Annotated in this window: 21 protein-coding genes and 3 tRNA genes; 16 read left to right on the top strand and 8 right to left on the bottom strand. The window is 56.8% G+C overall.

Features of this window, described 5'->3' with window-relative positions:
- Positions 1-11 precede the first annotated feature (11 nt).
- Entirely contained in the window at positions 12-1,523 is a 1,512-nt protein-coding gene (gene trpE, locus AC2FIP_RS02495; RefSeq protein ID WP_142633617.1) for an anthranilate synthase component I, read from the top strand.
- A 50-nt stretch (positions 1,524-1,573) separates the two neighbouring features.
- On the opposite strand, the gene AC2FIP_RS02490 is transcribed toward trpE, so the two are convergent.
- The gene (locus AC2FIP_RS02490) at positions 1,574-2,965 is read right to left on the bottom strand and encodes a divergent polysaccharide deacetylase family protein (protein WP_496785061.1); all 1,392 of its coding nucleotides are present in this window, start codon (positions 2,963-2,965) and stop codon (positions 1,574-1,576) included.
- Between the two features lie 193 nt (positions 2,966-3,158).
- Here AC2FIP_RS02490 and AC2FIP_RS02485 point away from each other — a divergent pair, with 193 nt between their 5' ends.
- The 6 genes from AC2FIP_RS02485 to lexA all read left to right on the top strand — a co-directional run bounded on the left by AC2FIP_RS02485 (position 3,159) and on the right by lexA (position 7,983).
- A complete protein-coding gene (locus AC2FIP_RS02485; RefSeq protein ID WP_142633613.1) occupies positions 3,159-3,740 on the top strand; it encodes an anthranilate synthase component II in 582 nt (193 codons plus the stop codon).
- Entirely contained in the window at positions 3,737-4,756 is a 1,020-nt protein-coding gene (trpD, locus tag AC2FIP_RS02480) for an anthranilate phosphoribosyltransferase (protein ID WP_496700419.1), read from the top strand. Before AC2FIP_RS02485 ends, trpD begins: the two co-directional genes overlap by 4 nt.
- Positions 4,753-5,565, top strand: coding sequence for an indole-3-glycerol phosphate synthase TrpC (gene trpC, locus AC2FIP_RS02475; RefSeq protein WP_496785059.1), 813 nt, complete (start codon positions 4,753-4,755; stop codon positions 5,563-5,565). The genes trpD and trpC overlap by 4 nt, the downstream gene beginning before the upstream one ends.
- Positions 5,565-6,038: a cyclic pyranopterin monophosphate synthase MoaC gene (moaC, locus tag AC2FIP_RS02470; protein WP_496700421.1), complete on the top strand. Its 474-nt coding sequence runs from the start codon at positions 5,565-5,567 to the stop codon at positions 6,036-6,038. Before trpC ends, moaC begins: the two co-directional genes overlap by 1 nt.
- The gene (locus AC2FIP_RS02465; protein WP_496785058.1) at positions 6,035-7,207 is read left to right on the top strand and encodes a molybdopterin molybdotransferase MoeA; all 1,173 of its coding nucleotides are present in this window, start codon (positions 6,035-6,037) and stop codon (positions 7,205-7,207) included. The genes moaC and AC2FIP_RS02465 overlap by 4 nt, the downstream gene beginning before the upstream one ends.
- A 77-nt stretch (positions 7,208-7,284) precedes the next feature.
- Positions 7,285-7,983, top strand: coding sequence for a transcriptional repressor LexA (gene lexA / locus AC2FIP_RS02460; protein WP_281972042.1), 699 nt, complete (start codon positions 7,285-7,287; stop codon positions 7,981-7,983).
- Between the two features lie 3 nt (positions 7,984-7,986).
- Here lexA and AC2FIP_RS02455 read toward each other — a convergent pair whose 3' ends face one another.
- Complete coding sequence (locus tag AC2FIP_RS02455; RefSeq protein WP_496785056.1) at positions 7,987-10,002, bottom strand: ComEC/Rec2 family competence protein; 2,016 nt, start codon at positions 10,000-10,002, stop codon at positions 7,987-7,989.
- 78 nt (positions 10,003-10,080) lie between these two features.
- On the opposite strand from AC2FIP_RS02455, the gene gltX reads away from it, so the two are divergent.
- Together gltX and gltA are read left to right on the top strand one after the other, a co-directional pair.
- A complete protein-coding gene (gene gltX / locus AC2FIP_RS02450; RefSeq protein ID WP_496785055.1) occupies positions 10,081-11,481 on the top strand; it encodes a glutamate--tRNA ligase in 1,401 nt (466 codons plus the stop codon).
- A 121-nt stretch (positions 11,482-11,602) separates the two neighbouring features.
- Entirely contained in the window at positions 11,603-12,898 is a 1,296-nt protein-coding gene (gene gltA / locus AC2FIP_RS02445; RefSeq protein WP_281972039.1) for a citrate synthase, read from the top strand.
- A gap of 53 nt (positions 12,899-12,951) precedes the next feature.
- Here gltA and AC2FIP_RS02440 read toward each other — a convergent pair whose 3' ends face one another.
- Positions 12,952-14,037 (bottom strand): PA0069 family radical SAM protein, encoded by a 1,086-nt coding sequence (locus AC2FIP_RS02440; RefSeq protein ID WP_496691186.1) that lies wholly within the window; start codon positions 14,035-14,037, stop codon positions 12,952-12,954.
- A 280-nt stretch (positions 14,038-14,317) separates the two neighbouring features.
- Here AC2FIP_RS02440 and AC2FIP_RS02435 point away from each other — a divergent pair, with 280 nt between their 5' ends.
- Positions 14,318-15,016 (top strand): corrinoid protein, encoded by a 699-nt coding sequence (locus AC2FIP_RS02435; protein ID WP_271947279.1) that lies wholly within the window; start codon positions 14,318-14,320, stop codon positions 15,014-15,016.
- A gap of 154 nt (positions 15,017-15,170) precedes the next feature.
- On the top strand, positions 15,171-15,833 hold the full coding sequence (locus AC2FIP_RS02430) for a DUF1638 domain-containing protein (RefSeq protein WP_142633590.1): 663 nt from the start codon (positions 15,171-15,173) through the stop codon (positions 15,831-15,833).
- Here AC2FIP_RS02430 and AC2FIP_RS02425 read toward each other — a convergent pair.
- Positions 15,830-16,240, bottom strand: coding sequence for a SufE family protein (locus AC2FIP_RS02425; RefSeq protein ID WP_496785054.1), 411 nt, complete (start codon positions 16,238-16,240; stop codon positions 15,830-15,832). The genes AC2FIP_RS02430 and AC2FIP_RS02425 overlap by 4 nt on opposite strands.
- 139 nt (positions 16,241-16,379) lie before the next feature.
- On the opposite strand from AC2FIP_RS02425, the gene AC2FIP_RS02420 reads away from it, so the two are divergent.
- Complete coding sequence (locus AC2FIP_RS02420; RefSeq protein ID WP_496695573.1) at positions 16,380-16,904, top strand: hypothetical protein; 525 nt, start codon at positions 16,380-16,382, stop codon at positions 16,902-16,904.
- A 6-nt stretch (positions 16,905-16,910) separates the two neighbouring features.
- Here the strand turns inward: AC2FIP_RS02420 and rnd are convergent, their stop codons facing one another.
- From rnd to purM, 3 genes are all read right to left on the bottom strand, one after another.
- Positions 16,911-18,068 (bottom strand): ribonuclease D, encoded by a 1,158-nt coding sequence (gene rnd, locus AC2FIP_RS02415; RefSeq protein WP_496695575.1) that lies wholly within the window; start codon positions 18,066-18,068, stop codon positions 16,911-16,913.
- A 113-nt stretch (positions 18,069-18,181) separates the two neighbouring features.
- A complete protein-coding gene (gene purN / locus AC2FIP_RS02410) occupies positions 18,182-18,778 on the bottom strand; it encodes a phosphoribosylglycinamide formyltransferase (protein ID WP_496785052.1) in 597 nt (198 codons plus the stop codon).
- A complete protein-coding gene (gene purM, locus AC2FIP_RS02405) occupies positions 18,775-19,821 on the bottom strand; it encodes a phosphoribosylformylglycinamidine cyclo-ligase (RefSeq protein WP_496785051.1) in 1,047 nt (348 codons plus the stop codon). The genes purN and purM overlap by 4 nt, the downstream gene beginning before the upstream one ends.
- 107 nt (positions 19,822-19,928) lie before the next feature.
- Between purM and AC2FIP_RS02400 the strand changes: the two genes are divergently transcribed.
- Positions 19,929-20,005, top strand: a tRNA-Ile gene (locus AC2FIP_RS02400).
- A 245-nt stretch (positions 20,006-20,250) separates the two neighbouring features.
- On the opposite strand, the gene AC2FIP_RS02395 is transcribed toward AC2FIP_RS02400, so the two are convergent.
- Positions 20,251-21,570: an ATP-binding protein gene (locus tag AC2FIP_RS02395; RefSeq protein WP_496708494.1), complete on the bottom strand. Its 1,320-nt coding sequence runs from the start codon at positions 21,568-21,570 to the stop codon at positions 20,251-20,253.
- A 44-nt stretch (positions 21,571-21,614) separates the two neighbouring features.
- On the opposite strand from AC2FIP_RS02395, the gene AC2FIP_RS02390 reads away from it, so the two are divergent.
- The 3 genes from AC2FIP_RS02390 to AC2FIP_RS02380 all read left to right on the top strand — a co-directional run bounded on the left by AC2FIP_RS02390 (position 21,615) and on the right by AC2FIP_RS02380 (position 22,886).
- Positions 21,615-22,529 (top strand): MBL fold metallo-hydrolase, encoded by a 915-nt coding sequence (locus AC2FIP_RS02390; protein WP_496785049.1) that lies wholly within the window; start codon positions 21,615-21,617, stop codon positions 22,527-22,529.
- 80 nt (positions 22,530-22,609) lie between these two features.
- A tRNA-Asn gene (locus tag AC2FIP_RS02385) sits at positions 22,610-22,684 on the top strand.
- 127 nt (positions 22,685-22,811) lie between these two features.
- Positions 22,812-22,886 (top strand) — tRNA-Asn (locus tag AC2FIP_RS02380).
- The last annotated feature ends 75 nt before the right edge of the window (positions 22,887-22,961 follow it).

The raw sequence follows: 22,961 nt of genomic DNA, 5'->3' as shown, positions 1-22,961 counted from the left end.
AGAGACCGAATATGGCCCTGACCCCCGAGTTTGACAGCTTCGCCCGCGCCTATGAGGCCGGCGAAAACCAGGTCGTTTACACCCGTCTGGCAGCCGATCTTGATACGCCTGTCTCCTTGATGCTGAAACTGACCGGCGCGCAAAAAGACGCCTTTATGCTCGAGTCGGTGACTGGTGGCGAGGTCCGCGGACGGTATTCGATCATCGGTATGAAACCCGACCTGATCTGGCGCTGTCGCGCTGAGACCTCGGAACTGAACCGCTCGGCCCGGTTCGACCCGGACGCTTTCACGGCACAGGATGGCGATCCGATGGACAACCTTCGGACGCTTCTGGCCGAAAGCCGGATCGAGCTGCCTGACGACCTTCCACAAGCTGCGGCGGGACTATTTGGCTATCTCGGTTATGACATGGTGCGCTTGGTCGAGCATCTGCCGAACATCAACCCCGACCCTCTGGGCCTGCCGGATGCCGTCATGCTGCGCCCTTCTGTCGTCGCGGTTCTGGATGGTGTGAAGGGCGAAGTCACGGTCGTTTCCCCCGCCTGGGTCAGCGATGGCCAGTCGGCCAAGGCTGCATATGCCCAGGCTGCCGAGCGCGTCATGGACGCAGTGCGCGATCTGGAGCGGGCGATGCCTGCTGAAACACGTGACCTTGGCGATGCGTACGAAGTCGCCCCGCCCGTCTCGAATTTTACCAAATCCGGCTATCTGGAGGCGGTCGAGAAAGCCAAGGAATACATCCGCGCTGGTGATATCTTTCAGGTAGTGCCAGCGCAGCGCTGGACGCAGGATTTCCCGCTGCCTCCATTTGCGTTGTACCGGTCGCTGCGGCGAACAAACCCGTCGCCCTTCATGTTCTATTTTAACTTTGGCGGGTTTCAGGTGATCGGTGCCAGCCCGGAAATCCTGGTGCGCGTGTTTGGCAATGAAGTCACCATACGACCCATCGCCGGGACGCGTCCACGTGGAGCGACCCCGGAAGAGGACAAAGCTTACGAAATTGAGTTGCTGGCCGACAAGAAAGAACTGGCCGAACATCTGATGCTGTTGGATCTAGGCCGTAATGACACCGGGCGCGTTTCAAAGATCGGAACGGTGCGCCCGACCGAAGAGTTCATCATTGAACGGTACAGCCATGTTATGCACATCGTTTCAAACGTTGTGGGTGAGCTGGCCGAGGGTAAAGATGCGCTGGACGCCTTTTTTGCGGGAATGCCTGCGGGGACGGTCTCGGGCGCGCCCAAGGTACGAGCCATGGAAATCATTGATGAGCTTGAGCCGGAAAAACGCGGTGTCTACGGCGGCGGCGTCGGCTATTTCAGCGCCGGCGGAGACATGGACATGTGTATCGCCCTGCGAACAGCCATCGTTCAGGATCAAAAGCTATATATTCAGGCCGGTGGTGGCGTTGTGTATGACAGCGATCCAGAGGCTGAATTCATGGAAACCGTCCACAAGTCCAACGCCATCAGACGCGCTGCGGCTGACGCGGCCCGATTTACGCTGTCCGGCAAGAATTGATAAAGGCAGCCCGTCTGGGCTGCCTGTTTCGGGGAAGGAAGCGACCGGGCCTATTTTGCCCCTTGCATCATCACCGCCGAAATAGGCGCCATTGCTACGCGGCCTCCGCGATCTTCCAGACCCCAAAGCAGCAAGGCCGATATGGTATCCGGGCGCAACCGGCCCAACATGACAACGGTGCCCTCCTGCCCGGCCCGGAACGCAGCCTGGTCCAGAAAACGTCGCATGATTTTTGCATCCTGCCGCGCGCCGTCGATATCTCTGAAAATTACCGCAGACGGAATTCCATTACGGGAGGCCAACTTCTGAACCGTGTTGAGCCCGTTATCCTGAGTGATCAGTCCTCGACCCGTTCCACCGGCGATGGCGGCGACCTGATCCGCCAGTTTCCGGTTACCCTGGATGCCGGATCCATCACCTTCAAGAATTCCTACCGTTTCGGGCAACGCTTCAAGCCACACCGAAAGCGATACCTCAGCATCCTGTGCGCTGGCCGCCTTGGGCAGGTCAGCAGTGACCATCACTTCGAACCCGGCCGCCCGATGTCGAGCCATTTTCTCAGCTGCATCGGGGTCTGATGGGCGCACCGCAAACGTAAGCGGATATGGGAAATCCTGAAGCGCCTCGGCGCCATATGCACCCTCATCGTCAATCAGAATGATCGACATGAGGGGTTTGGAATCCGGATTGTCAAACTTCTCTGCGAAGGCCTCGATCGGTTTACCTACAGGAACCTCTTCCTGCGGATCTTGGGCTGCTTCATCATCTCGTTCAGTCAAAGGCACTACACGACGCCCGATAGTGGTATTTCCCGACGTGTTGTCCTCTGCGCCGATCTGCGGAACCGAGGCGATACGCGGTAGCGGCTGACTGGGCAGCGTGTCCTCGTCCCCTTCCACTGCGATTGGGTTATCCTCCGGATTCACCTCCAGCTCGATTGATTCCGAAGGCGAGACTTCGGGCAAGGGCTCGGCAAGAGCAACCTGATCAGCCGGTGGCTCAGGGGCATCTTCTGCGGCATCTGGGCTGAGGTCGGCAAGCGGCGCAGGCTGAACGGGGACAGGCATTCGCGGAACGACAGGGGCCTCACTCGAGATGCTTACGGAATCCGCCTCGCTCGGCGTCGGCGCTTCGACCGGAACGCTTACGTCATTCACTACCGGCTGGCTGTCCGGGGCGTTCTCAGCTTCGGATAAACCGGCCAGAGAATCCTCTACTTCGACTTCATTCTCGGGCGTCTGCGCAGGGAGTTTGAGCAGATCGGCATCTGCACCCGCCTCAGCGACAACCTCGGAGCTCTCCGACGTCTGCACCGGTGCAGGTTCTGGTGCGACTGTCGCTATGGACGGCTTTTTCGACAGCGGCGCGTTGAGCGATAAGACTGCCCCCAGCACCACAACGACAACTGCGCCTGCGATCATTCCGCCGACAAATCCGCCCATAATATTTGCCTCTCGCCTTAGTCCTGCTGCCTTGCCCTTGCACCATCTGTTGTGGCACCTGCCTGCTGGACCGCCAAGTTCGGGATGCACCCTTGACGCTGCCCCACAAGCCTGAGCATGTATGTGCCAACACTATACCGTGGCCTTGGGTTGCATCGCCAGCCCGAAATGCCCAACACGAGACAAGAGCCAAATGCTGCTGCTGATCGACAACTACGACTCATTTACCTACAACCTGGTGCATTATTTAGGCGAACTTGGCTCGGAAATGGTCATTCGAAGGAATGACGCGCTGGACGTGCAAGAAGCGATGGCCATGAACCCCGCTGGCATCCTGCTCAGCCCTGGCCCTTGCGACCCTGACCGGGCAGGCATTTGCCTTGCCCTGACCGAGGCAGCCGCCGAAACACGGACGCCTTTGTTGGGTGTCTGCCTTGGCCATCAGACCATAGGTCAGGTTTTCGGTGGAAAAGTCACGCGTTGCCATGAGATTGTGCATGGCAAAATGGGAACAATGCACCACACCGGTAAAGGTGTGTTCGCGGGCCTGCCCACGCCGTTTGAGGCGACGCGCTATCATTCGCTGATTGTGGATCGCGATACTCTGCCCGATTGCCTGGAGATTACGGCGGAATTGGAAGATGGCACCATAATGGGCCTCCAGCACCGCGAACTGCCCATTCATGGCGTACAGTTCCACCCGGAATCCATCGCTTCCGAGCACGGCCACGCGTTGCTCAAGAATTTCCTGTCCGAGATGAAAGTTCCCGCATGAGCGACGCCCTGAAACCGCTGATCGGAGTTGCCGCCGACCGCCCCCTGACACGCGCCGAAGCGGAAGAAGCCTTTGGGATCCTGTTTGACGGCGCCGCAACACCCAGCCAGATCGGCGGGCTTTTGATGGCTATGCGCACACGCGGTGAGACCGTCGATGAATATGCCGCCGCCGCTGCCGTGATGCGTGCAAAATGCAATGCAGTTCAGGCACCAGCTGGCGCGATGGATATCGTAGGCACCGGCGGTGACGGCAAGGGAACGCTGAATATCTCGACAGCGACCGCCTTTGTGGTTGCAGGTGCCGGTGTCACCGTGGCCAAACACGGCAACCGGAACCTGAGTTCTAAATCCGGAGCCGCAGATGCGCTAGGTCAGCTGGGTATCAACGTTATGGTCGGCCCGCAAACCGTTGAAAATGCACTGCAAGATGTCGGAATCGGATTCATGATGGCCCCCATGCATCACCCGGCGATTGCGCATGTCATGCCCACCCGGCAAGAGCTTGGGACACGGACGATCTTTAACATTCTCGGTCCGCTGACCAATCCGGCAGGCGTCAAGCGGCAGTTGACCGGAGCCTTTAGCCGAGAGTTGATCCGCCCGATGGCCGAAACGTTGGGCCTGCTTGGGTCCGACCGCGCATGGCTGGTACACGGATCGGACGGCACAGACGAATTGACCATCACGGGTATCAGTTGGATTGCGGCCCTCGAAGACGGCACAATTAAAGAGGTCGAGCTTCACCCAGAAGATGCAGGGCTGCCGGTACATCCCTTCGAGGACATTCTCGGCGGAACCCCCGAGGAAAACGCAGTAGCCTTCCGAGCTCTTCTAGACGGTGAGGCCTCCGCCTATCGCGATGCGGTATTGTTGAATGCCGCAGCAGCCCTGGTCGTCGCAGAGGCCGCTGCTGATCTGCGCGAAGGTGTCGCAAAAGCCGCTGAAAGTATCGACAGCGGAAAAGCCAAAGACAAGATCGCGGCCCTGGCCCGCATTACTCAGGAGGCCGCATGACCGAAACGGTTCTGGACAAAATCAAAGCTTACAAGCTCGAAGAGGTCGCTTCGGACAAGGCCAATAAGTCTCTGGAAGCTGTTGAAAACGAAGCAAGATCAGCCTCTGAACCGCGCGGATTCGCATCGGCGTTGCAAATGGCTGTACGTAGCGGGTACGGGCTGATTGCAGAAGTCAAAAAAGCCAGCCCCTCCAAAGGTCTGATCCGCGCTGACTTTGATCCACCAGCACTTGCACAAGCTTACGAAGAAGGCGGCGCTGCCTGCCTTTCCGTGTTGACCGACACGCCCAGCTTTCAGGGTGCCAAAGAGTTTCTGGTTCAGGCACGCGCAGCCTGTTCTTTGCCGGTTCTACGCAAAGATTTCATGTACGATCCCTATCAGGTGGCCGAAGCCCGCGCTCTTGGGGCGGATTGTATTCTGATCATCATGGCATCGGTTGATGACAGCCAGGCGGCTGAGTTGGAACAGACCGCCTTTGACTGGGGCATGGACGTTCTGATTGAAGTTCATGATGAAGCCGAACTGGAACGTGCAACGCAGCTCAAAAGCCCGTTGATTGGGATAAACAACCGTAATCTCAAGACCTTCGAGACCACTCTTGATACGACACGCCGCCTGTCAAAACTAGTTCCCGCTGACCGGACTATCGTTTGCGAAAGCGGGTTGAGCACTCCAGCAGACTTGGCCGATATCGCCCGTTACGGTGCGCGTTGTTTTCTAATTGGCGAAAGCCTGATGCGTCAGGATGACGTCGCAGCAGCGACACACGATCTGCTGTCGCGTCCGCTCAGCCCGGGTGTGATGTGATGCCGCTGACTCATTTTGATGCCCAGGGTCAGGCTCATATGGTCGATGTGTCGAACAAGCCCATCACGGATCGTGTCGCCGTCGCAGCGGCTCATATCACGATGGCACAAGATACGTTCGACTTGATCGCAGAAGGTCGCGCCCAAAAAGGTGACGTCTTGGGGGTTGCACGTCTGGCCGGTATCATGGGGGCAAAGAAGACACCCGATCTGATCCCGCTATGTCACCCACTGCCAGTGACCAAAGTTACCGTAGACCTGACACTGGATCCAGAATTACCCGGCATACAGGTACAGGCAACCGTCAAGACATCTGGTCAAACCGGCGTGGAAATGGAGGCGCTAACAGCGGCCTCAACTGCCGCACTGACCATATACGACATGGCCAAAGCCGTCGATAAAGCAATGGAAATTGGCGGCATTCGCGTCTTGCTAAAAGATGGTGGTAAATCAGGTCGTTACGAGGCGAAATGATAACCGTAGAAAGCGCCCGGGCGCAGCTATTCGATCTTGTAAACACCCTCCCCTCCGAGCCGGCTCCCTTGATGGATGCGGCGGGTAGAGTACTGGCCGAGGATGTAGCAGCCACACGCGATCAGCCGCCATTCGCTTCGTCTTCGATGGATGGCTACGCGGTAAAATCGACCGAGGTAGAGCCACACGCCATGTTCAAAGTCATTGGCGAGGCTGCGGCCGGTCGGCGATTTGACGGTCAGGTTGGACCCGGACAGGCGGTTCGGATCTTCACTGGCGCCCCTATTCCTGAAGGTGCAGATTTTGTTGTCATTCAAGAGGATGTTGATCGCCGAGGTGACCTGATCACCATTTCTGATCTGCCGGGCCCTAAATCCAACATTCGTCCAAAAGGCGTCGATTTCGAAATTGGCGCCAAGATCTCGGCCCCACGCCGTTTGCGCCCAGAGGATCTGGCGCTTTTGGCGGCGATGAATATCCCCATGGTGCCGGTTGCACGTAAACCTGTGGTCGCGCTGATCGCAACCGGGGATGAATTGATCATGCCCGGCGAAACACCGGGACCGGATCAGATAATCGCCTCAAACACCTTTGGTATCAAAGCGTTGCTAGAGGATGTTGGAGCGCATGTTCGGGTTCTGCCTATCGCCTCTGACACGGTTTCGTCCCTTGAGACCGCTTTTGCCCTAGCAGCCGACGCTGATTTGGTGGTTACGATCGGCGGTGCCTCGGTTGGGGATTATGATCTTGTCTCTCAGGTCTCCACCGCACTGGGGTTGGAGCGGAGTTTTTACAAAATCCGCATGCGCCCCGGCAAACCGCTGATGGCCGGTCGCTTGGGCGATAGCGTGATGGTTGGACTTCCGGGTAATCCGGTCAGCGCAATGGTTTGCAGCTATCTGTTTCTTGCCCCGATGATCCGTAAGATGCTGGGCCTGGAACAGGTTCTGACCCCGCTTCAAAGCGCCAATTTAACCGAGGCAATCCCCGCGAATGGGCCGCGAGAGCATTACATGCGTGCCATCGTGACCGCGGACGGGATAAAAGCCTGCCAAAACCAGGACAGCTCGCTGCTCAGCGTCCTCGCCGAAGCAAACGCGCTTTTGGTTCGGCAACCGAATGATCCGGCGCGCCTGGCCGGTGACGAAGTGATGTTCCTCCCGATCTGAGTCCCTACAAGATCATTGACACAAAACGTGAACATGCGTAGAACAAAAGAAAACGTATGAGCGACGAGGTGTGAGCAATGCTGACCAAGAAGCAGTTGGATTTGTTGGAGTTCATCCATAAACGCGTTCAGGCGGATGGCGTCCCCCCAAGTTTCGATGAAATGAAAGCTGCGCTGGACCTGCGGTCCAAATCCGGCATCCATCGGTTGATCACAGCGCTTGAAGAACGCGGCTTTATCCGTCGTCTGGCCCATCGTGCCCGGGCCATCGAAATCGTCAAACTTCCTGAAAGCCTGGGAGGAGAGCCAACAGTCGCTTTCAAGCCCCGTGTTATCGAAGGTGACAAACCCGAAGGCAGACGCCCCGCGAATTTCGAACCAGTGACCGTAGACGCAATGGAATTGCCGGTCATGGGACGCATCGCAGCAGGTGTTCCGATCGAGGCGATCAGCCATGTCTCGCACCGCGTTGCCGTTCCCGGCAGCATGGTTTCCGGCAGAGGTGAGCATTACGCGCTTGAGGTGCGTGGCGACTCGATGATTGACGCTGGTATCAACGACGGTGATGTGGTCGTCATCCGCGAAACCTCTGCGGCTGATAATGGCGATATCGTTGTCGCGCTGGTCGAAGATCAGGAAGCAACGCTCAAACGGTTCTATCGGAGAGGTCAGGCGATAGCGCTTGAGGCTGCCAACCCGGCCTACGAAACGCGTGTACTGCCCGAAGATAAGGTCAAGGTTCAGGGCCGTTTGGTTGGGCTGATCCGAAGCTATTGATCTTTAGCTGTCTGGCGACCACAGCCTTTTGCCTATGACTTCGGCACTGGTCATTACGTTTCCGCTGGACAGTGCAATACTTCCTGTCTTGTTCAACAACTCGGGATCAATCACCATACAGGTGCCGGACAGCTGGACCGGAACAGCAGAGATGACGATTTGGTCATCTGCACATTCGCTGAATTCGCGCGCAGATCGTTTGCCGGTGAGGTGAATCAGCTCTTTGCCCTGCCAGAAATATCTTTGCGACAGATCTTTCCCATCGGGCCAGCGATTTGCGGCAGTTTTCTGGCTCGCGCCGTCTCCGTCGTTTTCAAGCCATACGGTTGCAATAAATTTGCTGCCCTTTTCCTTGCTCAGCGCGCGCCCCTGATCAGTCATCACACCAACTAACCCACCGGAGTCTGCGACCAAAACTTCCGGACGGTTACCCTGCCCCCAAAGCGCAATCGCCACCATGCAAGGTGCGACGCCGACCCACCCTGCCCCACCGCGCCACAAGGCGATCCAGAGCGCGCCCAATGCAAATATGGGCAAGACGTAGGACGGTGGACTGACCACATAACCTTGCGCACCTTCCAGTCCCGAGATCCAGTCTGAAACCGCCAGAATCCATTCCAACCCTGCCCCCATGACCGCCAGCCCAATCCACTCAAGCCCGAATGGCGCCAGGATTGCGGCAATAACGGCCGCAGGAACCACGACGGTTCCCATCACCGGGACCGACAGCATATTCGCAACCAGCCCATAGTGAGACAGTGAATTGAAATGCGCCGCCCCAATCGGTGCGGTGGCAAGCCCCGCTATGGCAGATGACATCAATACCCCGATAATGGGCCGTAGCCATTTCGGCCCGAAAGCAGAACCGAAACCGCGTAAGGCTCCGAAAACGGCCACAAGTGCCGTTGTTGCAGCAAAGGACATCTGAAAACCGGGGCTTAACAGAGATTCTGGTCGCAACGACAGCACGATAAGGGCAGCGACGGCCACCGCGCGTAGCGAAATTGACCTTCTGTCGATCAAAATGGCCCCCAGCATTACGCTGACCATGATAAAGGCCCGCTCTGTTGCGACATTCCCGCCAGACAGCAATAGATAAACAACCGCCGCGACCAAGGCGCAAACCGCTGCAAGCTTGCGGACCGGAAGTCTAAGAGCGAGCACCGGGACAGCAGACAGCGTGACCCTGCAGATCAGATAAACAAAACCTGTCAGCAACCCCATGTGCAATCCGGATATCGCCAACAGATGAGCCAGATTAGATGCCCGTAGATTGTTCAGCGTTTCCTGCCCCATTCCGCTGCGATCACCCGTCGTGACAGCCGCGGCGAAACCTCCGACCTCTCCAGGCAGCAATGCGCGCACATGTTCAGAAATCGCCATCCTCCACGCCGTGATGCGGAGATTGGTCCTGTCCGGCGGGGCAACCGACAACACCGGTACGCGCGTGTATCCGACTGCCCCTAAACGTTGAAACCATGCGTGGCGACGGAAATCGAAACCGCCGGGCTCTACCGGCCCCTGAGGCGGCGACAGATGACCTGTTGTCATGATCATTTGCCCGGGAACCAGTGCGACATCTCCACCATGCAGGGAAAGTCGGACGCGCCGCGGTCGTCGATCCAAGGGCACGTCCCCTAATCGCACCCGATCGAGCGTCACCCGCAGCGCATCCGACGCAGAGCGGTCTATGGCGACAACACGTCCCTCGACCGGGCCATAGTACCGCCAAGATAGAACCGGCTCTGCCACCGTATGGGCACGTGCGCCGGCCAGGATGAACCCGGCAGCGATCAGTGCCCCCCCGATTGCCAACGGAGCCCAGCCAGACCGCGATTTGCGGGCCATCCCCATAGCCGCAACAATTACCGCGCTGAAACAGACGTAAATCTGCCACCCCGGCTCGAACCGGAGCGCGAAATACAGGCCGATGCCAATGGCCAAGCACACTGGTGACCACTGAAACAAACAGCCTGTCTGGTTCAGCAATGCGGTCTCGACCCGTGCCAGAACACGCATGGTTGCCCCCGTCCTTCGGGCTCGTTAGACAGGCGCCAAGTTAAGCCCGACACGGTTACCAAAAGGTTAATCCACACTATGTCCGATCAGGTCGTCACCCGTTTTGCACCTTCACCCACTGGTTTTCTTCACATCGGCGGCGCGCGCACTGCATTGTTCAACTGGCTCTTTGCTCGGGGACGTGGTGGCAAGTTCTTATTGCGGATTGAGGACACGGACCGCGAACGCTCAACGCCAGAGGCTACTGCAGCAATTCTTCAGGGGATGTCCTGGTTGGGCCTGGACCATGATGGCGATGTGATCAGCCAATTCGAAGGCGCCCCGCGTCATGCTGAAGTGGCACATCAGCTGCTGGCGGACGGCAAAGCCTACAAATGTTTTTCGACCCAGGACGAGATCACAGCTTTTCGCGAACAGGCGCGTGCAGAGGGAAAATCGACGCTGTTCCAGAGCCCCTGGCGCGACGCTGACCCTTCGACCCAACCTGACGCCCCATATGCGATCCGCATAAAGGCACCGCGGGACGGGGTCACCGTGATCCGCGATCAGGTTCAGGGCGACGTGACAATCCGCAACGATCAGTTGGACGACATGATCCTGCTGCGCTCGGACGGAACACCGGTTTATATGCTGGCGGTTGTTGTGGATGATCACGACATGGGTGTGACCCATGTTATCCGGGGCGACGATCACCTGAACAATGCCGCACGCCAGATGATGATCTATGAAGCCATGGGTTGGGATGTTCCGGTCTGGGCACATATTCCGCTGATTCATGGTCCGGACGGCAAGAAACTATCCAAACGTCACGGAGCTTTGGGTGCCCAAGAATATCAGGCGATGGGGTACCCGGCCGCGGGTATGCGCAACTATCTAGCCCGTCTCGGCTGGAGCCATGGGGATGACGAATTCTTTACAGATGAGCAGGCGAAAGAGTGGTTCGATCTGGCTGGAATCGGTAAAAGCCCTGCACGGTTCGATATGAAAAAGCTCGAGAATCTATGTGGTCAGCATATTCCAATCACTGGCGATGCCGCATTGCGGCAGGAAATTCAGGGATACCTGGCGGCGGCGGGACTGCCCGCTCTCACCAATGCACAATCAGGTGATCTGGAACGTGCGATGTATTGCCTCAAGGATCGGGCACGCACTTTCCCGGAACTCCTTGAAAAAGCGCATTTTGTGCTGACGTCACGCCCGATTAAACCTGATGAGAAGGCTGCAAAGGCGCTGTCCTCAGTATCCGACGGTATACTGAGTGAATTGACGCCGCACGTGCAAAATGCTAGCTGGACCCGGAACGAACTGGAGAGTGCCCTGAACTCGTTTGCAGAAGCGAAAGGGCTAAAGTTTGGCAAGCTAGCAGGGCCATTGCGCGCTGCATTGGCTGGTCGGGCTGTAACGCCTTCGGTTTTTGATATGATGCTTGTGCTTGGGCGGGATGAAACCCTGGCACGGCTCTCCGACGCAGCGACATAACCAAAGGTTTCACATTTGGGTAACGCTGCTCCGCTAACACCCGGGCTGCGCCCCTGTGCGCAACCGTTGCCCGCCGAAACGGACGACGATCCGTTTCACGTATGAATGAGGAAGGGACATTATGACCGACAGCAATAAATCAGCCACTTTGACCGTACATGGTAAAACATACGAGTTGCCGGTTCATTCGCCTACCGTGGGACCTGATGTCATCGACATCCGCAAGCTGTACAGCGAAGCGGATGTGTTCACCTATGACCCCGGCTTCACCTCGACAGCCAGCTGCGACAGCACCATCACCTATATCGACGGCGAAAAAGGTGAACTGCTGCACCGTGGCTATCCGATCGACCAGTTGGCCGAGAAATCGCATTTCCTCGAAGTGTGCTACCTGCTGCTTTACGGAGAGCTGCCGGCGGCCAAGGAACTGGAAAAGTTTGAAACCACGATCACCCGCCACACCATGCTGCACGAACAGATGCAGTATTTCTATCGTGGCTTCCGCCGTGATGCGCATCCGATGGCGATCATGGTCGGTGTCGTGGGCGCGATGTCTGCGTTCTATCACGATTCGACCGATGTTTCCGACCCGCATCAGCGTGAGGTCGCATCCCATCGTCTGATCGCCAAGATGCCGACCATCGCTGCCTGGGCTTACAAGTATCACACCGGTCAGCCCTTCGTGTACCCGCGCAACGATCTGGATTATGCGTCAAACTTCCTGCGCATGTGCTTTAGCGTCCCTGCCGAGGAATATGAGGTGAACCCAATCCTCAGCCGCGCGATGGACCGCATCTTTACTCTGCACGCGGATCACGAACAGAATGCCTCTACTTCGACCGTGCGTCTGGCCTCGTCCTCGGGGGCGAATCCGTTTGCGTGCATTGCCGCTGGTATCGCGTGTCTTTGGGGCCCTGCCCATGGCGGCGCAAACCAGGCCTGCCTTGAAATGCTGGAAGAAATTGGCACGGTTGACCGTATCCCGGAATATATCGCCCGCGCCAAAGACAAGGCCGATCCGTTCCGCCTGATGGGCTTTGGTCACCGCGTCTATAAGAACTTTGACCCGCGCGCCAAGGTTATGAAGCAATCCGCCGACGAAGTGTTGGATCTGCTGGGGATTGAGGACAATCCCAAGCTGCAAGTCGCCAAGGCGTTGGAAAAACAGGCGTTGGAAGATCCGTATTTCTCCGAAAAGAAACTGTTCCCGAACGTGGACTTCTATTCGGGAATCATCCTCGAGGCGATGGGTTTCCCGACGTCGATGTTCACCCCAATTTTCGCACTGTCGCGCACCGTTGGCTGGGTCAGTCAGTGGAAAGAGATGATCGCAGATCCACAGAACAAAATCGGCCGCCCGCGCCAGCTCTATCTGGGCGAAACCAGTCGCGATTACGTGGACATCGAAAAACGCTGATTTCGATTCCCAACAAACCAAACAGCCCCGGACCAGAATCCGGGGCTGATTTGTTAGAACAGCGTCAACTGGTCCCCGGCTTGGGGCGGGATATCGAACAAATCGCACCGCAGCTTCGGGGTGCGCGTTGCAAGGCCTAGCCGCTTTACAGCCAGTGAAAACCGTTTAGCCACCATCTCGGCATATTCGCCCTCACCGCGCATTCGGTGGCCCCAACGCGGATCATAGTCCCGGCCCCCGTGCATTTGCCGAAGCTTGGACATGACTTTTTCGGCGCGCGTTGGCTCTTGCTCTTGCAGCCAGGTTTGCCAAAGTTCCGAAACTTCGCGCGGCAACCGCAGCATAATCCAGCTTGCTGCATCCGCCCCGGCATCCCTGCCCGCCTCTAGCAGGCTTTCCATCTCATGATCTGTCAAACCGGGAATTGAAGGAGAGGTCATGACCCGCACCGGAACCCCCGCTTCGGTCAGCCTGCGAATGATTTTCAGGCGCCGATTTGGCGCGGGTGCCCGTGGCTCCATTCGGCGCGATAAATCCGCATCCAACGTGGTCAGAGATATCCCGACCCGAACCAAACCCTGTTCCGCCATCTGTGCGAGCAGATCGAGATCACGTTCGATCAATGCCCCCTTGGTCACAATCGCAACCGGATGGCGAAACTCAGTAAGCACCGACAAACAAGACCTTGTGATTCCCAGGTTTTTTTCAACAGGCTGATAAGGGTCTGTATTGGTTCCAATCGCAATCGGCGCAACACTGTAACCTTTCGCAGAAAGCTCTTTGCGAAGAAGCTCGGCCGCATTGGGTCGGGCAATCAAGCGCGTCTCAAAATCCAACCCCGGCGACAGACCCAGATAGGCGTGGCTGGGCCGTGCAAAGCAATAGATGCAGCCGTGCTCGCACCCCCGATAGGGGTTGATCGAACGATCAAATGGCAAGTCGGGGGAGCGGTTATAAGTGATTATGCTGCGTGCCGTCTCGTGCCTGACTTCAGTCCGCAACGGAGGAAGATCGTCATCATACCCCCAGCCGTCATCGCAGGGGATTGTGTCAAACCGTTCGAATCTGCCTGCCGTATTTTCCGTGGCTGCTCGCCCCTTGGCAATGGCCGAAGGAAGGTTTGTTCTACTTTTGTTCATGCCATTTGGTATATGGAATATCGACCGGTCCGGCAAGCGGCACATTTACCTTTCTGAGGCATCATCAGAGCCCCAATCAGGCCCTGGACATTTGGTGCATTTGAACGAATTGCAGGATGTTCATGTGTAAAATGACGTCGAGATAACGACAAATTTGGCCTATAGGTCGGTCTCGGAACTGCCAAGGTCGCAATCGTCACAGTAGTATTACGGCGAAATGGCCAAAACGGAAAAAATGCCACCACGGGCGCAAGGCCCGAACAGCTCAGGGAAACGCCCCATGTCCGATGAAGAAGACATCGTCCTGTCCGAACTGAACGACGACGAACTGGTCGAACAGATGTTCGATGACCTTTACGACGGTCTGAAAGAAGAAATCGAAGAAGGTGTGAACATCCTGCTGGAGCGCGGATGGACACCTTATGACATCCTGACCAAGGCACTGGTCGGCGGCATGACGGTCGTGGGCCACGACTTCCGTGACGGCATTCTGTTCGTACCCGAGGTCTTGCTGGCCGCAAACGCAATGAAGGGCGGCATGTTTATCCTCAAGCCGCTGCTGGCCGAAACCGGCGCACCGCGCGTTGGTAAAATGGTGATCGGCACTGTTAAAGGCGACATTCACGACATTGGCAAAAACCTGGTGTCAATGATGATGGAAGGCGCCGGATTCGAGGTTGTTGATATCGGCATCAACAACCCCGTCGAAAACTATCTGGAAGCGCTTGATACCGAACAGCCCGATATTCTGGGCATGTCGGCCCTGCTGACGACGACCATGCCATATATGAAAGTCGTGATCGACACACTGATCGAACAGGGTCGGCGCGACGACTATATCGTTCTGGTTGGCGGCGCGCCCCTGAACGAAGAGTTCGGCAAGGCGATCGGTGCTGATGCCTATTGCCGTGACGCGGCCGTAGCTGTTGAGACGGCAAAGGATTTTGTCTCGCGCAAGCACAATCAGCTGGCGGGTTGATCGACATCTAAACCATTTCAGGGCCGTCCGGTTTTCGGGCGGCCTTTTTCATTTATTCACCCTACCCTGATCCGAAGCCGACATTATGTGTCGAATACGGGCTTGCCAGCCACCGAATAAGCCGATTTTCTAGATAACGAGAAAGAGGCGCGAAATGACTCAGGACCAACTTCCCGACGACGCCAGCCTGACAACACAGGGCTATTCAGACCATCACGGCGCAGGGCGAATTCTGTTATTGGCCTGCGGTGCGCTGGCGCGGGAAATCCTGGACCTAAAGCGTCGTAATGGCTGGGATCATATGGAACTGACCTGCCTGCCCGCCATCTTGCACGTCCACCCGGAACGGATCACGCAGGCGGTGGAAGAGGCCGTTGCCAAACACCGCGACCAATACGACAAAGTTTATGTCGTCTACGCAGATTGCGGCACCGGTGGCCTGTTGCAGAAAGCCTGCGAGGAGATGGGTGTGGAGATGATCAAAGGGCCCCACTGCTATTCTTTCTTCGAGGGGAACCAGGTCTTTGAAAATCGCGGCGAGGATGAAACTACAGCGTTCTACCTAACAGATTTTCTGGCACGTCAATTCGATGCCTTCGTCTGGAAGCCGCTGGGGCTGGATCGCCACCCCGAGCTTAGGGAAATGTATTTCGGCAACTACACGAAACTGGTTTATCAGGCACAGACTGATGATGCGGTTCTGACCGAACGGGCCAAGGAGTGCGCAGACCGAATGGGCCTGGCTTTCGAGCGCCGTTTTACCGGTTATGGTGATCTGCAATCCACGCTGAGCGACTGGGCCAGCCGCCCGCTTTAGGCGGCCTCTATCGCGACCTCGCGGATACGGTCGATCATCGCCCTCAAACCGTTAGATCGTTGCGCGGAAAGATGATCGTTTAACCCCAGCCGCGCCAGTTCGCCTCCTGCGTCAACCTGAGGGACTTCTTGAACCGGCAGGCCGTTATATAGGGATCGCAGGACCGCAATCAGGCCCCGCACGATCAGAGCATCACTGTCGCCGTCAAAATGAAAAGTCCCTCCGTCGACACTGGGATGCAGCCAGACCTGGCTGGCGCAACCATGGACTTTAGTTGCAGGCACCTTCAACGCATCATCCAATGGCGCCATCGCTTTCCCCTGCTCGATTACATGGCGGTACCGGTCTTCCCAGTCCTCCAGGAATTCGAAATCTTCGACGATTTCTTCAAAAGCAGGTGTCGCCATCTCGGGGCTGTCCTCTCATTGGGTTCACATTTTTGAACTATGATCCTGACCAGCATCTGTCCAGCCCCCCACGTGGCTTTTCAAACCCGGAAAAGTGCGATAACTCATTGCCATATAGACTGCTCTGGGTGTTGTGACGATGAAGAAATCACTGTCTGTTCTTTTGGCTGCTGCCTTGACCCTGTCGGCTTGCAGCGCTTGGCGTGATTCTCGGGTCAACCCGACAAACTGGTTTGGGTCCAGTACTCCGGCACCCTCTGAAGTATCCGTGAATGATGCAAATGCGCTGGTTCCTCAACAAGCCGAAGGTGTTGGCATATTTTCAAAGCCGGAAGCCGTGGACATGAGCTTCCCGATCGCCAAAGTCGAAGAACTGCGGATCGATCCAATTCCCAATGGAGCTATCGTTTACACGACTGGGATTGCTGCAAGGCAGGGTGCCTATAATGCTCGGCTTGTTCGTGTTGAAAGCGAAGAGAATGCGAAAAATGGCATTCTCGAATTCACGTTCCGTGTCGACTACCCGTCATATGCGACAAGCCAGGGGACCGAACGGTCCCGAAGGGTATCCAATGCAATCAATATCAGCCGAGACGAGCTTGCAAACATTCGGCTGGTCCGCGTCAAAGGGGAACAAAATGCCCTGGAATCCCGCCGCAGATAATTCCTGCTAAAGCTCTACGACCGTGACGGTCTGCCCTTTAGCTGCCAGGGCGATTTTGCCATCGCACAGTTTCAGAGCATCTTCGCCGAATACCTCGAACCGCCAACCGGACATTGCAGGTAATTCCCGTTCACCGGCTGCGATCTGATCCAGTTCGGAACTGGTAGCAATCAGTTTGGCAGCCACGCCCGAGCTTTCCGTTTTTGATTTCAGCAGCACCCGCAATAGGTCGGCAAGCGCAGGATTTACCTTCAACTTGTCACGGCTGGTATCAATCTTGGGCAATTTTTCTGGTGGGCAATTAATACCCTTTTTGACAGCGGCCAGAATCCCATCCGCAATGACCCCTTTGCGGGCCTCGCGCAGCAGCAGGCGCGATCCACCCAAATCTGAGAAAGATTTCGGCTTGGTCGATGCCAGTTCGATCAGAGCGTCGTCTTTGAACACCCGGCTGCGCGGTACGTTGTTTTCCTGCGCATAGGCTTCGCGGAACTCGGCCAACTCGCGAACAACAGCCAAAAACTTGGCCGAGTTCGTCCGGGTTTTGATACGCTTCCACGCATTTTCGGGCTGGATCTCATAGGTGCCGGATTGCGTCAGCGTGCGCAGCTCTTCGGCGACCCAATGGCTGCGCTTGGTTTTCGTCAACTCGGCCGACAGATACTCATAGATTTTCCGCAGATGCGTTACATCTGCCAGGGCATACGTCTTTTGCGCCTCGGACAGTGGGCGGCGTGACCAGTCGGTGAATCGAGAGGTCTTGTCCACGCCTTCCTTACAAATCTTGCGCACCAGGGTTTCATAACCAACCTGCTCGCCGAATCCGCAGACCATGGCGGCGACCTGAGTGTCGAACAGAGGATTGGGGAACACACCCGCCTCAACCCAGAAAATCTCAAGATCCTGACGGGCTGCGTGAAAAACTTTGACCACGCTTTCATCGGCGAAGAGCTCGTACAAAGGCTCCAGAGTCATCCCTTCGGCCAAAGGATCGACCAAAACGGCGCTGTCTTCGTCGGGCGACGGGACCGCCAGTTGAAGCAGGCAAAGTTTTGAATAGTAGGTCCGTTCGCGCAGGAACTCGGTATCTACGGTTACGTAATCAAAGGCCGCAGCCGCTTTGCAGAAATCGGCCAGCTCTTGCGTCGTCGTGAGGGTTTTCATTCGTGGTGCTATTCTTGCTTTTGTTTTTAATCACCCGTCAGTCCTACACGTTTCCGGGCCGTCGGGCGAACCATAGGCCGAATGGCAACCGCGTGTAAATCACCCCGCGGGATTCACGGCAAAAGCACCGGCGTGCGGTCATTTCCGGCAAAGCGGCGCAATACGGCCGGATAAAGCCTGTGTTCGTAGGTCAGAACGCGCGCCGCCAAAGTCTCAGGAGTGTCTCCAGCCTCAATATTCAGGCGGGCTTGCCCCAAGATTGGGCCATCGTCCAGCGCTGCGGTCACTTCGTGAACCGAGCATCCATGCTCGATATCACCTGCTGCAATCGCACGGGCATGGGTGTTCAGACCCTTGTATTTTGGCAACAGTGACGGGTGGATGTTCAGCATCCGACCCTGAAAGCGCGAGACGAAATCACCGGTCAGCACCCGCATGAACCCAGCCAAACACACGATGTCCGGTTGTGCTTGCTCTAACGGTTTCAGCAGCTCGGCCTCAAAAGCCGCGCGGTCGCTCTTGAACGGCCGGTGATCTACGGCTGCGGTTGCAATTCCCCGATCAGCTGCCTTTTTCAGTCCCCCAGCCTCAGCATCGTTCGACAAGACCAAACAAGGTCTGGCCGGATGGTCACCGGTCATGCTGTCGACCAGAGAGACCATGTTCGACCCCCCGCCCGAGATCAGAATGGCGACGCGCTTATGGCTCACAGCAATTTGCCCGAATAGGCCACTCCTGCGGTGTCGGTCACGGTGCCAATCCGCGAAACCGTCTCACCAACTTGGGCCAGCTGTGCCGACAGGTCGTCGGCCTGCTCTGCGCCGCAAACCACGATCATGCCGATGCCACAGTTGAAAGTCTTGAGCATCTCGGATTCAGCAATACCGCCGGTTTCGGCCATCCAGCGGAATACGGGTGACGGATCCCAGGAGTTCAAGTCGATCTGGGCACCCAACCCTTCGGGCAGCACGCGGGGCAGGTTTTCGGTCAGGCCACCGCCGGTGATATGGGCGAGCGCATGCACCCCGCCTGTCCGGATCGCCTGTAGCGCAGGTTTCACGTAAAGGCGCGTCGGGGTCAGCAGTGCCTCGCCCAGCGATCCATCCCCAAAGGGCGATGCCGCATCCCAACCCAAGCCCGAGATCTCGACCAGCTTGCGCACTAGCGAATAGCCATTGGAATGCACCCCGTTTGAGGCCAGCCCAAGCAACACGTCACCCTGTTGAACATCTGCAGGAAGGTGTGCGCCGCGCTCCATCGCACCGACCGAAAACCCGGCCAAATCGAAATCACCATCGGGATACATGCCCGGCATCTCGGCAGTTTCGCCACCGATCAATGCGCAATCCGATTGAACGCAGCCTTCGGCAATGCCCTCAATAATCCGTGCGGCGGTCTCGGTATCCAGCTTGCCTGTGGCGAAATAGTCGAGGAAGAAAAGTGGCTCGGCACCCTGACAGATCAGATCGTTGACGCACATGGCCACAAGATCGATACCGACGCCATCGACCAGGCCTGTATCAATCGCGATCCGCAACTTGGTGCCAACACCGTCGGTGGCGCCGACAAGAATCGGATCCCGATAACCTGCATCCTTCAGGTCGAACAATGCGCCGAACCCGCCCAGCCCGCTCATCACGCCGGATCTGTTGGTCCGCTTGGCAGCAGGTTTTATCCGGTCGACCAGAGCATTCCCCGCATCAATATCAACGCCCGCATCCGCGTAGGTGATTCCGTTTTTGCCCGCTGTCATGGCCAACCTCTTTTGAATGGTTCCCGCGCGGGTTAGTCGATTGTTGGAGATGTTGCAACGGTCAGGCTTGACGCGGGCGTTCACCATGATAGGCAAAGCGCCTAGGCGGGCCTGTAGCTCAATTGGTTAGAGCAGAGCGCTCATAACGCTTTGGTTGGGGGTTCGAGTCCCTCCGGGCCTACCAAAATCCGCAAATTTCCCTTTAAAAACAACGATCGATCAGCCCGAAAATCGAGAGAGATGCTCCACGACCTAACAATAGGTTGCGAGGCAAGTGCCCGACGATTTCAGGACATATCTTCGATTCCCGCTCGGGATATCCCGGTAACTTTTCAGGCGCTTGAATCAGTTTATCGGTCACTGAACATCCGACAATCCAAGATGAACTCACACCGGATTTGGCAGAGCAGAGGTCCGGTGCACGATGATCTAGCGACCGATGATAATATCGGCACACAGACCGCCCAGATGTTCGCTTTTGCCCAATCGAAGCACGCCGCCATGGGCTCGGGCGACATCTGCCACAATGGCCAACCCCAGACCAACACCGCTGCCTCGATTCTGGTTGCGCGCCGGATCCAATCGCGAGAAAGGTTTGACCGCTTCGGTGCGCTGCTCGGGCGGAATACCCGGACCATCATCTTCGACGCGGATACGCAGCGATTTGGAGGAGACCGACAGGCTGATTTCAGCGCGATTTCCGTACCTGACCGCATTCCCGATCAAGTTCTCTACCGCGCGACGAATAGCCGTCGGGCGCAACATCGCGGTTCCTGCGCCATCAACCTTTACCAATTCGACCTTATGCCCTGCCCTGCACGCATCCTTGACGATCTGCCGAAGGAACCTCTCAGGGTCTACGGATTCCGGCGCCACCTCTGCCGCTCCTTTGGAAAAGTCCAAAAACGCGTCCAGCAATAGCTGCATTTCATCCACGTCCTGTTGCAATGGCGCTGCCTCACCTTCGGGCAACAAAGACAGCCCAAGCTTGAGACGCGTCAAAGGCGTTCGCAAATCGTGGCTGACACCGGACAGCATCATGGTGCGCTGCTCCATCTGACGCTCTATCCGGGCGCGCATATCCAGAAACGCACTGCCAGCCGCTCGCACCTCGATCGCGCCGCCTGGCGAATAAGGAACAACCCGCCCTCGTCCGAACGCCTGTGCAGCCTCGGCCAGACGGGTGATCGGTCGTAGCTGGTTGCGCATGTACAAAAACGAAATGGTTGTCATGATGATCGCAAAGAACAAGACGGTCACAATCAACTGATGCGGCGCGGTTGGGGACAATCGCCGACGGTCGAAAGTTAGCTGCAATACACCCAAATCCGTCTGCAGATACAATCGAGCCTCCTGCCCGCTTGGCAAGGCGACCGCTACAAGATCGGGAAGCAGGGCGCGCAACTCGGATTCGACTTGAGGTGCAATGAAATCATACCAGCGGCGATTCCCGATGACTGGCGTTTCGTTTATCCCGAGAAACCGCAGTTTCATATCAAGCGCGGCCAGATCGGGCCGAAGTTCGGCTACCGCCTGTTGCTGCGTTTCAGAATGTTCTATCACATCCGTAACCAGCGTAACCTCACGCGATGCGGCACGAGTCATTTGCGCAGTGACATCTTCTAGGTGCTTTTGCAAAAAGGCGACACTGATCACCAGCAGCATCACCACCACCGGCAAAATGAGAATCAAAGCCGCCCGTGCGTACAGGCTGCGCGGCATATAAAGTTTGAGCCATTGCGTCGTCATGGGTTAAACCTAACGGGCTGTTCAGACGAGAGAAAGAGTGCAGAATGCAAGCACCGGACGATTTCAATCCAATGCCAGGTCGAGATGACGAATTACAACCGAACCTGAGGCGGATTCTTGCCCCCAACCCGTCTCCGATGACATATCGCGGCACCAATACATACTTGCTTGGCCAAACCGATCTTGCGGTGATTGACCCCGGCCCTGCCAATGCGGACCATCTGGATGCAATCCTGAACGCGGTTAAACCCGGACAACGGATCAGCCACATCATCGTCACACATTCTCATCTGGACCACTCTCCGCTGGCTGCACCGCTGGCCGAACGAACGCAAGCAAAGATCATTGCTTTCGGAGGCCCTGAAGCAGGCCGCAGTGAGGTGATGTCCGAATTGGCCAATCAGGGGCTCGCAGGCGGAGGTGAAGGGATCGACACGGCGTTCCGCCCGCATATCGAAGTCGAAGATGGTGATGTAATCGCCGCCGAAGGGTGGCAGTTGAATGTGATCCATACGCCTGGTCATCTTGGTAACCATATTGCGCTGGGTTGGGGGGATGTCTGCTTTACCGCCGATCATGTGATGGGTTGGGCCAGTTCATTGGTGTCACCACCTGATGGTGATCTGACCGATTTCATGGCGGCTTGCGAAAAGCTAGGACAACATAACTGGTCCGTATTCCATGCAGGGCATGGCGCACCGATTAACGACCCTGCCAAAAGGCTCGATTGGTTGATCACCCACCGGCGCGCCCGGGAAACACAGATTCTGTCCGCATTGGAAACCAGGCCAGGAACCGCCCGGGAATTGGCCGAGCGAATCTATACCGAAACCCCCGCTGCCCTGTTGCCCGCTGCCGAACGGAATGTATTCGCCCATCTCGTTGATCTTACGTGCCGATTTCTGGTTGCACCGCAGTCAAAATTATCTGTCGGCGCGATCTTCGCCAGAACCCCATAGATGCCGAGGTAATTTTTTTTCCAAAACCGCGCTTCCCCTCTGGACGGCGAAATTTCGGGTTGCTATATGGCGCGAACCGTTCCGGCGTAGCTCAGCGGTAGAGCAGTTGACTGTTAATCAATTGGTCGTAGGTTCGATCCCTACCGCCGGAGCCAATTTCCCCAAAACACACCGCAAATTATCATGGATGCCCGCCTTCGCTGTGTGCATGTTTTTTCGACGAAAAAACTCACACCCCCCTCTGGACGGCGAAGAGTCGGGTTGCTATACGGCGCGAACCGTTCCGGCGTAGCTCAGCGGTAGAGCAGTTGACTGTTAATCAATTGGTCGTAGGTTCGATCCCTACCGCCGGAGCCAATCTTCCAAAATCTTCACGACTATAGAAACACCCTGCTTCAGGCCGTGCGCCATAACTCAGGGCAGATGATAAAC

The organism is Ruegeria sp. CDSB114 (assembly GCF_059611025.1).
Note: the sequence above shows the minus strand (reverse complement) of the source record. Positions and strands in the feature narration are given on the sequence as shown.

What these genes read in the sequence shown, in the direction of transcription:
- AC2FIP_RS02430 (WP_142633590.1), top strand. Translation starts at nt 15,171, where the DNA reads ATGACTCAGGACCAACTTCCCGACGACGCCAGCCTGACAACACAGGGC.
- moaC (WP_496700421.1), top strand. Translation starts at nt 5,565, where the DNA reads ATGCCGCTGACTCATTTTGATGCCCAGGGTCAGGCTCATATGGTCGAT.
- trpE (WP_142633617.1), top strand. Translation starts at nt 12, where the DNA reads ATGGCCCTGACCCCCGAGTTTGACAGCTTCGCCCGCGCCTATGAGGCC.
- gltX (WP_496785055.1), top strand. Translation starts at nt 10,081, where the DNA reads ATGTCCGATCAGGTCGTCACCCGTTTTGCACCTTCACCCACTGGTTTT.
- AC2FIP_RS02390 (WP_496785049.1), top strand. Translation starts at nt 21,615, where the DNA reads ATGCAAGCACCGGACGATTTCAATCCAATGCCAGGTCGAGATGACGAA.
- gltA (WP_281972039.1), top strand. Translation starts at nt 11,603, where the DNA reads ATGACCGACAGCAATAAATCAGCCACTTTGACCGTACATGGTAAAACA.
- AC2FIP_RS02440 (WP_496691186.1), bottom strand. Translation starts at nt 14,037, where the DNA reads ATGAACAAAAGTAGAACAAACCTTCCTTCGGCCATTGCCAAGGGGCGA.
- purM (WP_496785051.1), bottom strand. Translation starts at nt 19,821, where the DNA reads ATGACAGCGGGCAAAAACGGAATCACCTACGCGGATGCGGGCGTTGAT.
- AC2FIP_RS02485 (WP_142633613.1), top strand. Translation starts at nt 3,159, where the DNA reads ATGCTGCTGCTGATCGACAACTACGACTCATTTACCTACAACCTGGTG.
- lexA (WP_281972042.1), top strand. Translation starts at nt 7,285, where the DNA reads ATGCTGACCAAGAAGCAGTTGGATTTGTTGGAGTTCATCCATAAACGC.
- AC2FIP_RS02435 (WP_271947279.1), top strand. Translation starts at nt 14,318, where the DNA reads ATGTCCGATGAAGAAGACATCGTCCTGTCCGAACTGAACGACGACGAA.
- AC2FIP_RS02490 (WP_496785061.1), bottom strand. Translation starts at nt 2,965, where the DNA reads ATGGGCGGATTTGTCGGCGGAATGATCGCAGGCGCAGTTGTCGTTGTG.
- AC2FIP_RS02395 (WP_496708494.1), bottom strand. Translation starts at nt 21,570, where the DNA reads ATGACGACGCAATGGCTCAAACTTTATATGCCGCGCAGCCTGTACGCA.
- trpC (WP_496785059.1), top strand. Translation starts at nt 4,753, where the DNA reads ATGACCGAAACGGTTCTGGACAAAATCAAAGCTTACAAGCTCGAAGAG.
- AC2FIP_RS02425 (WP_496785054.1), bottom strand. Translation starts at nt 16,240, where the DNA reads ATGGCGACACCTGCTTTTGAAGAAATCGTCGAAGATTTCGAATTCCTG.
- AC2FIP_RS02420 (WP_496695573.1), top strand. Translation starts at nt 16,380, where the DNA reads ATGAAGAAATCACTGTCTGTTCTTTTGGCTGCTGCCTTGACCCTGTCG.
- trpD (WP_496700419.1), top strand. Translation starts at nt 3,737, where the DNA reads ATGAGCGACGCCCTGAAACCGCTGATCGGAGTTGCCGCCGACCGCCCC.
- AC2FIP_RS02455 (WP_496785056.1), bottom strand. Translation starts at nt 10,002, where the DNA reads ATGCGTGTTCTGGCACGGGTCGAGACCGCATTGCTGAACCAGACAGGC.
- AC2FIP_RS02465 (WP_496785058.1), top strand. Translation starts at nt 6,035, where the DNA reads ATGATAACCGTAGAAAGCGCCCGGGCGCAGCTATTCGATCTTGTAAAC.
- rnd (WP_496695575.1), bottom strand. Translation starts at nt 18,068, where the DNA reads ATGAAAACCCTCACGACGACGCAAGAGCTGGCCGATTTCTGCAAAGCG.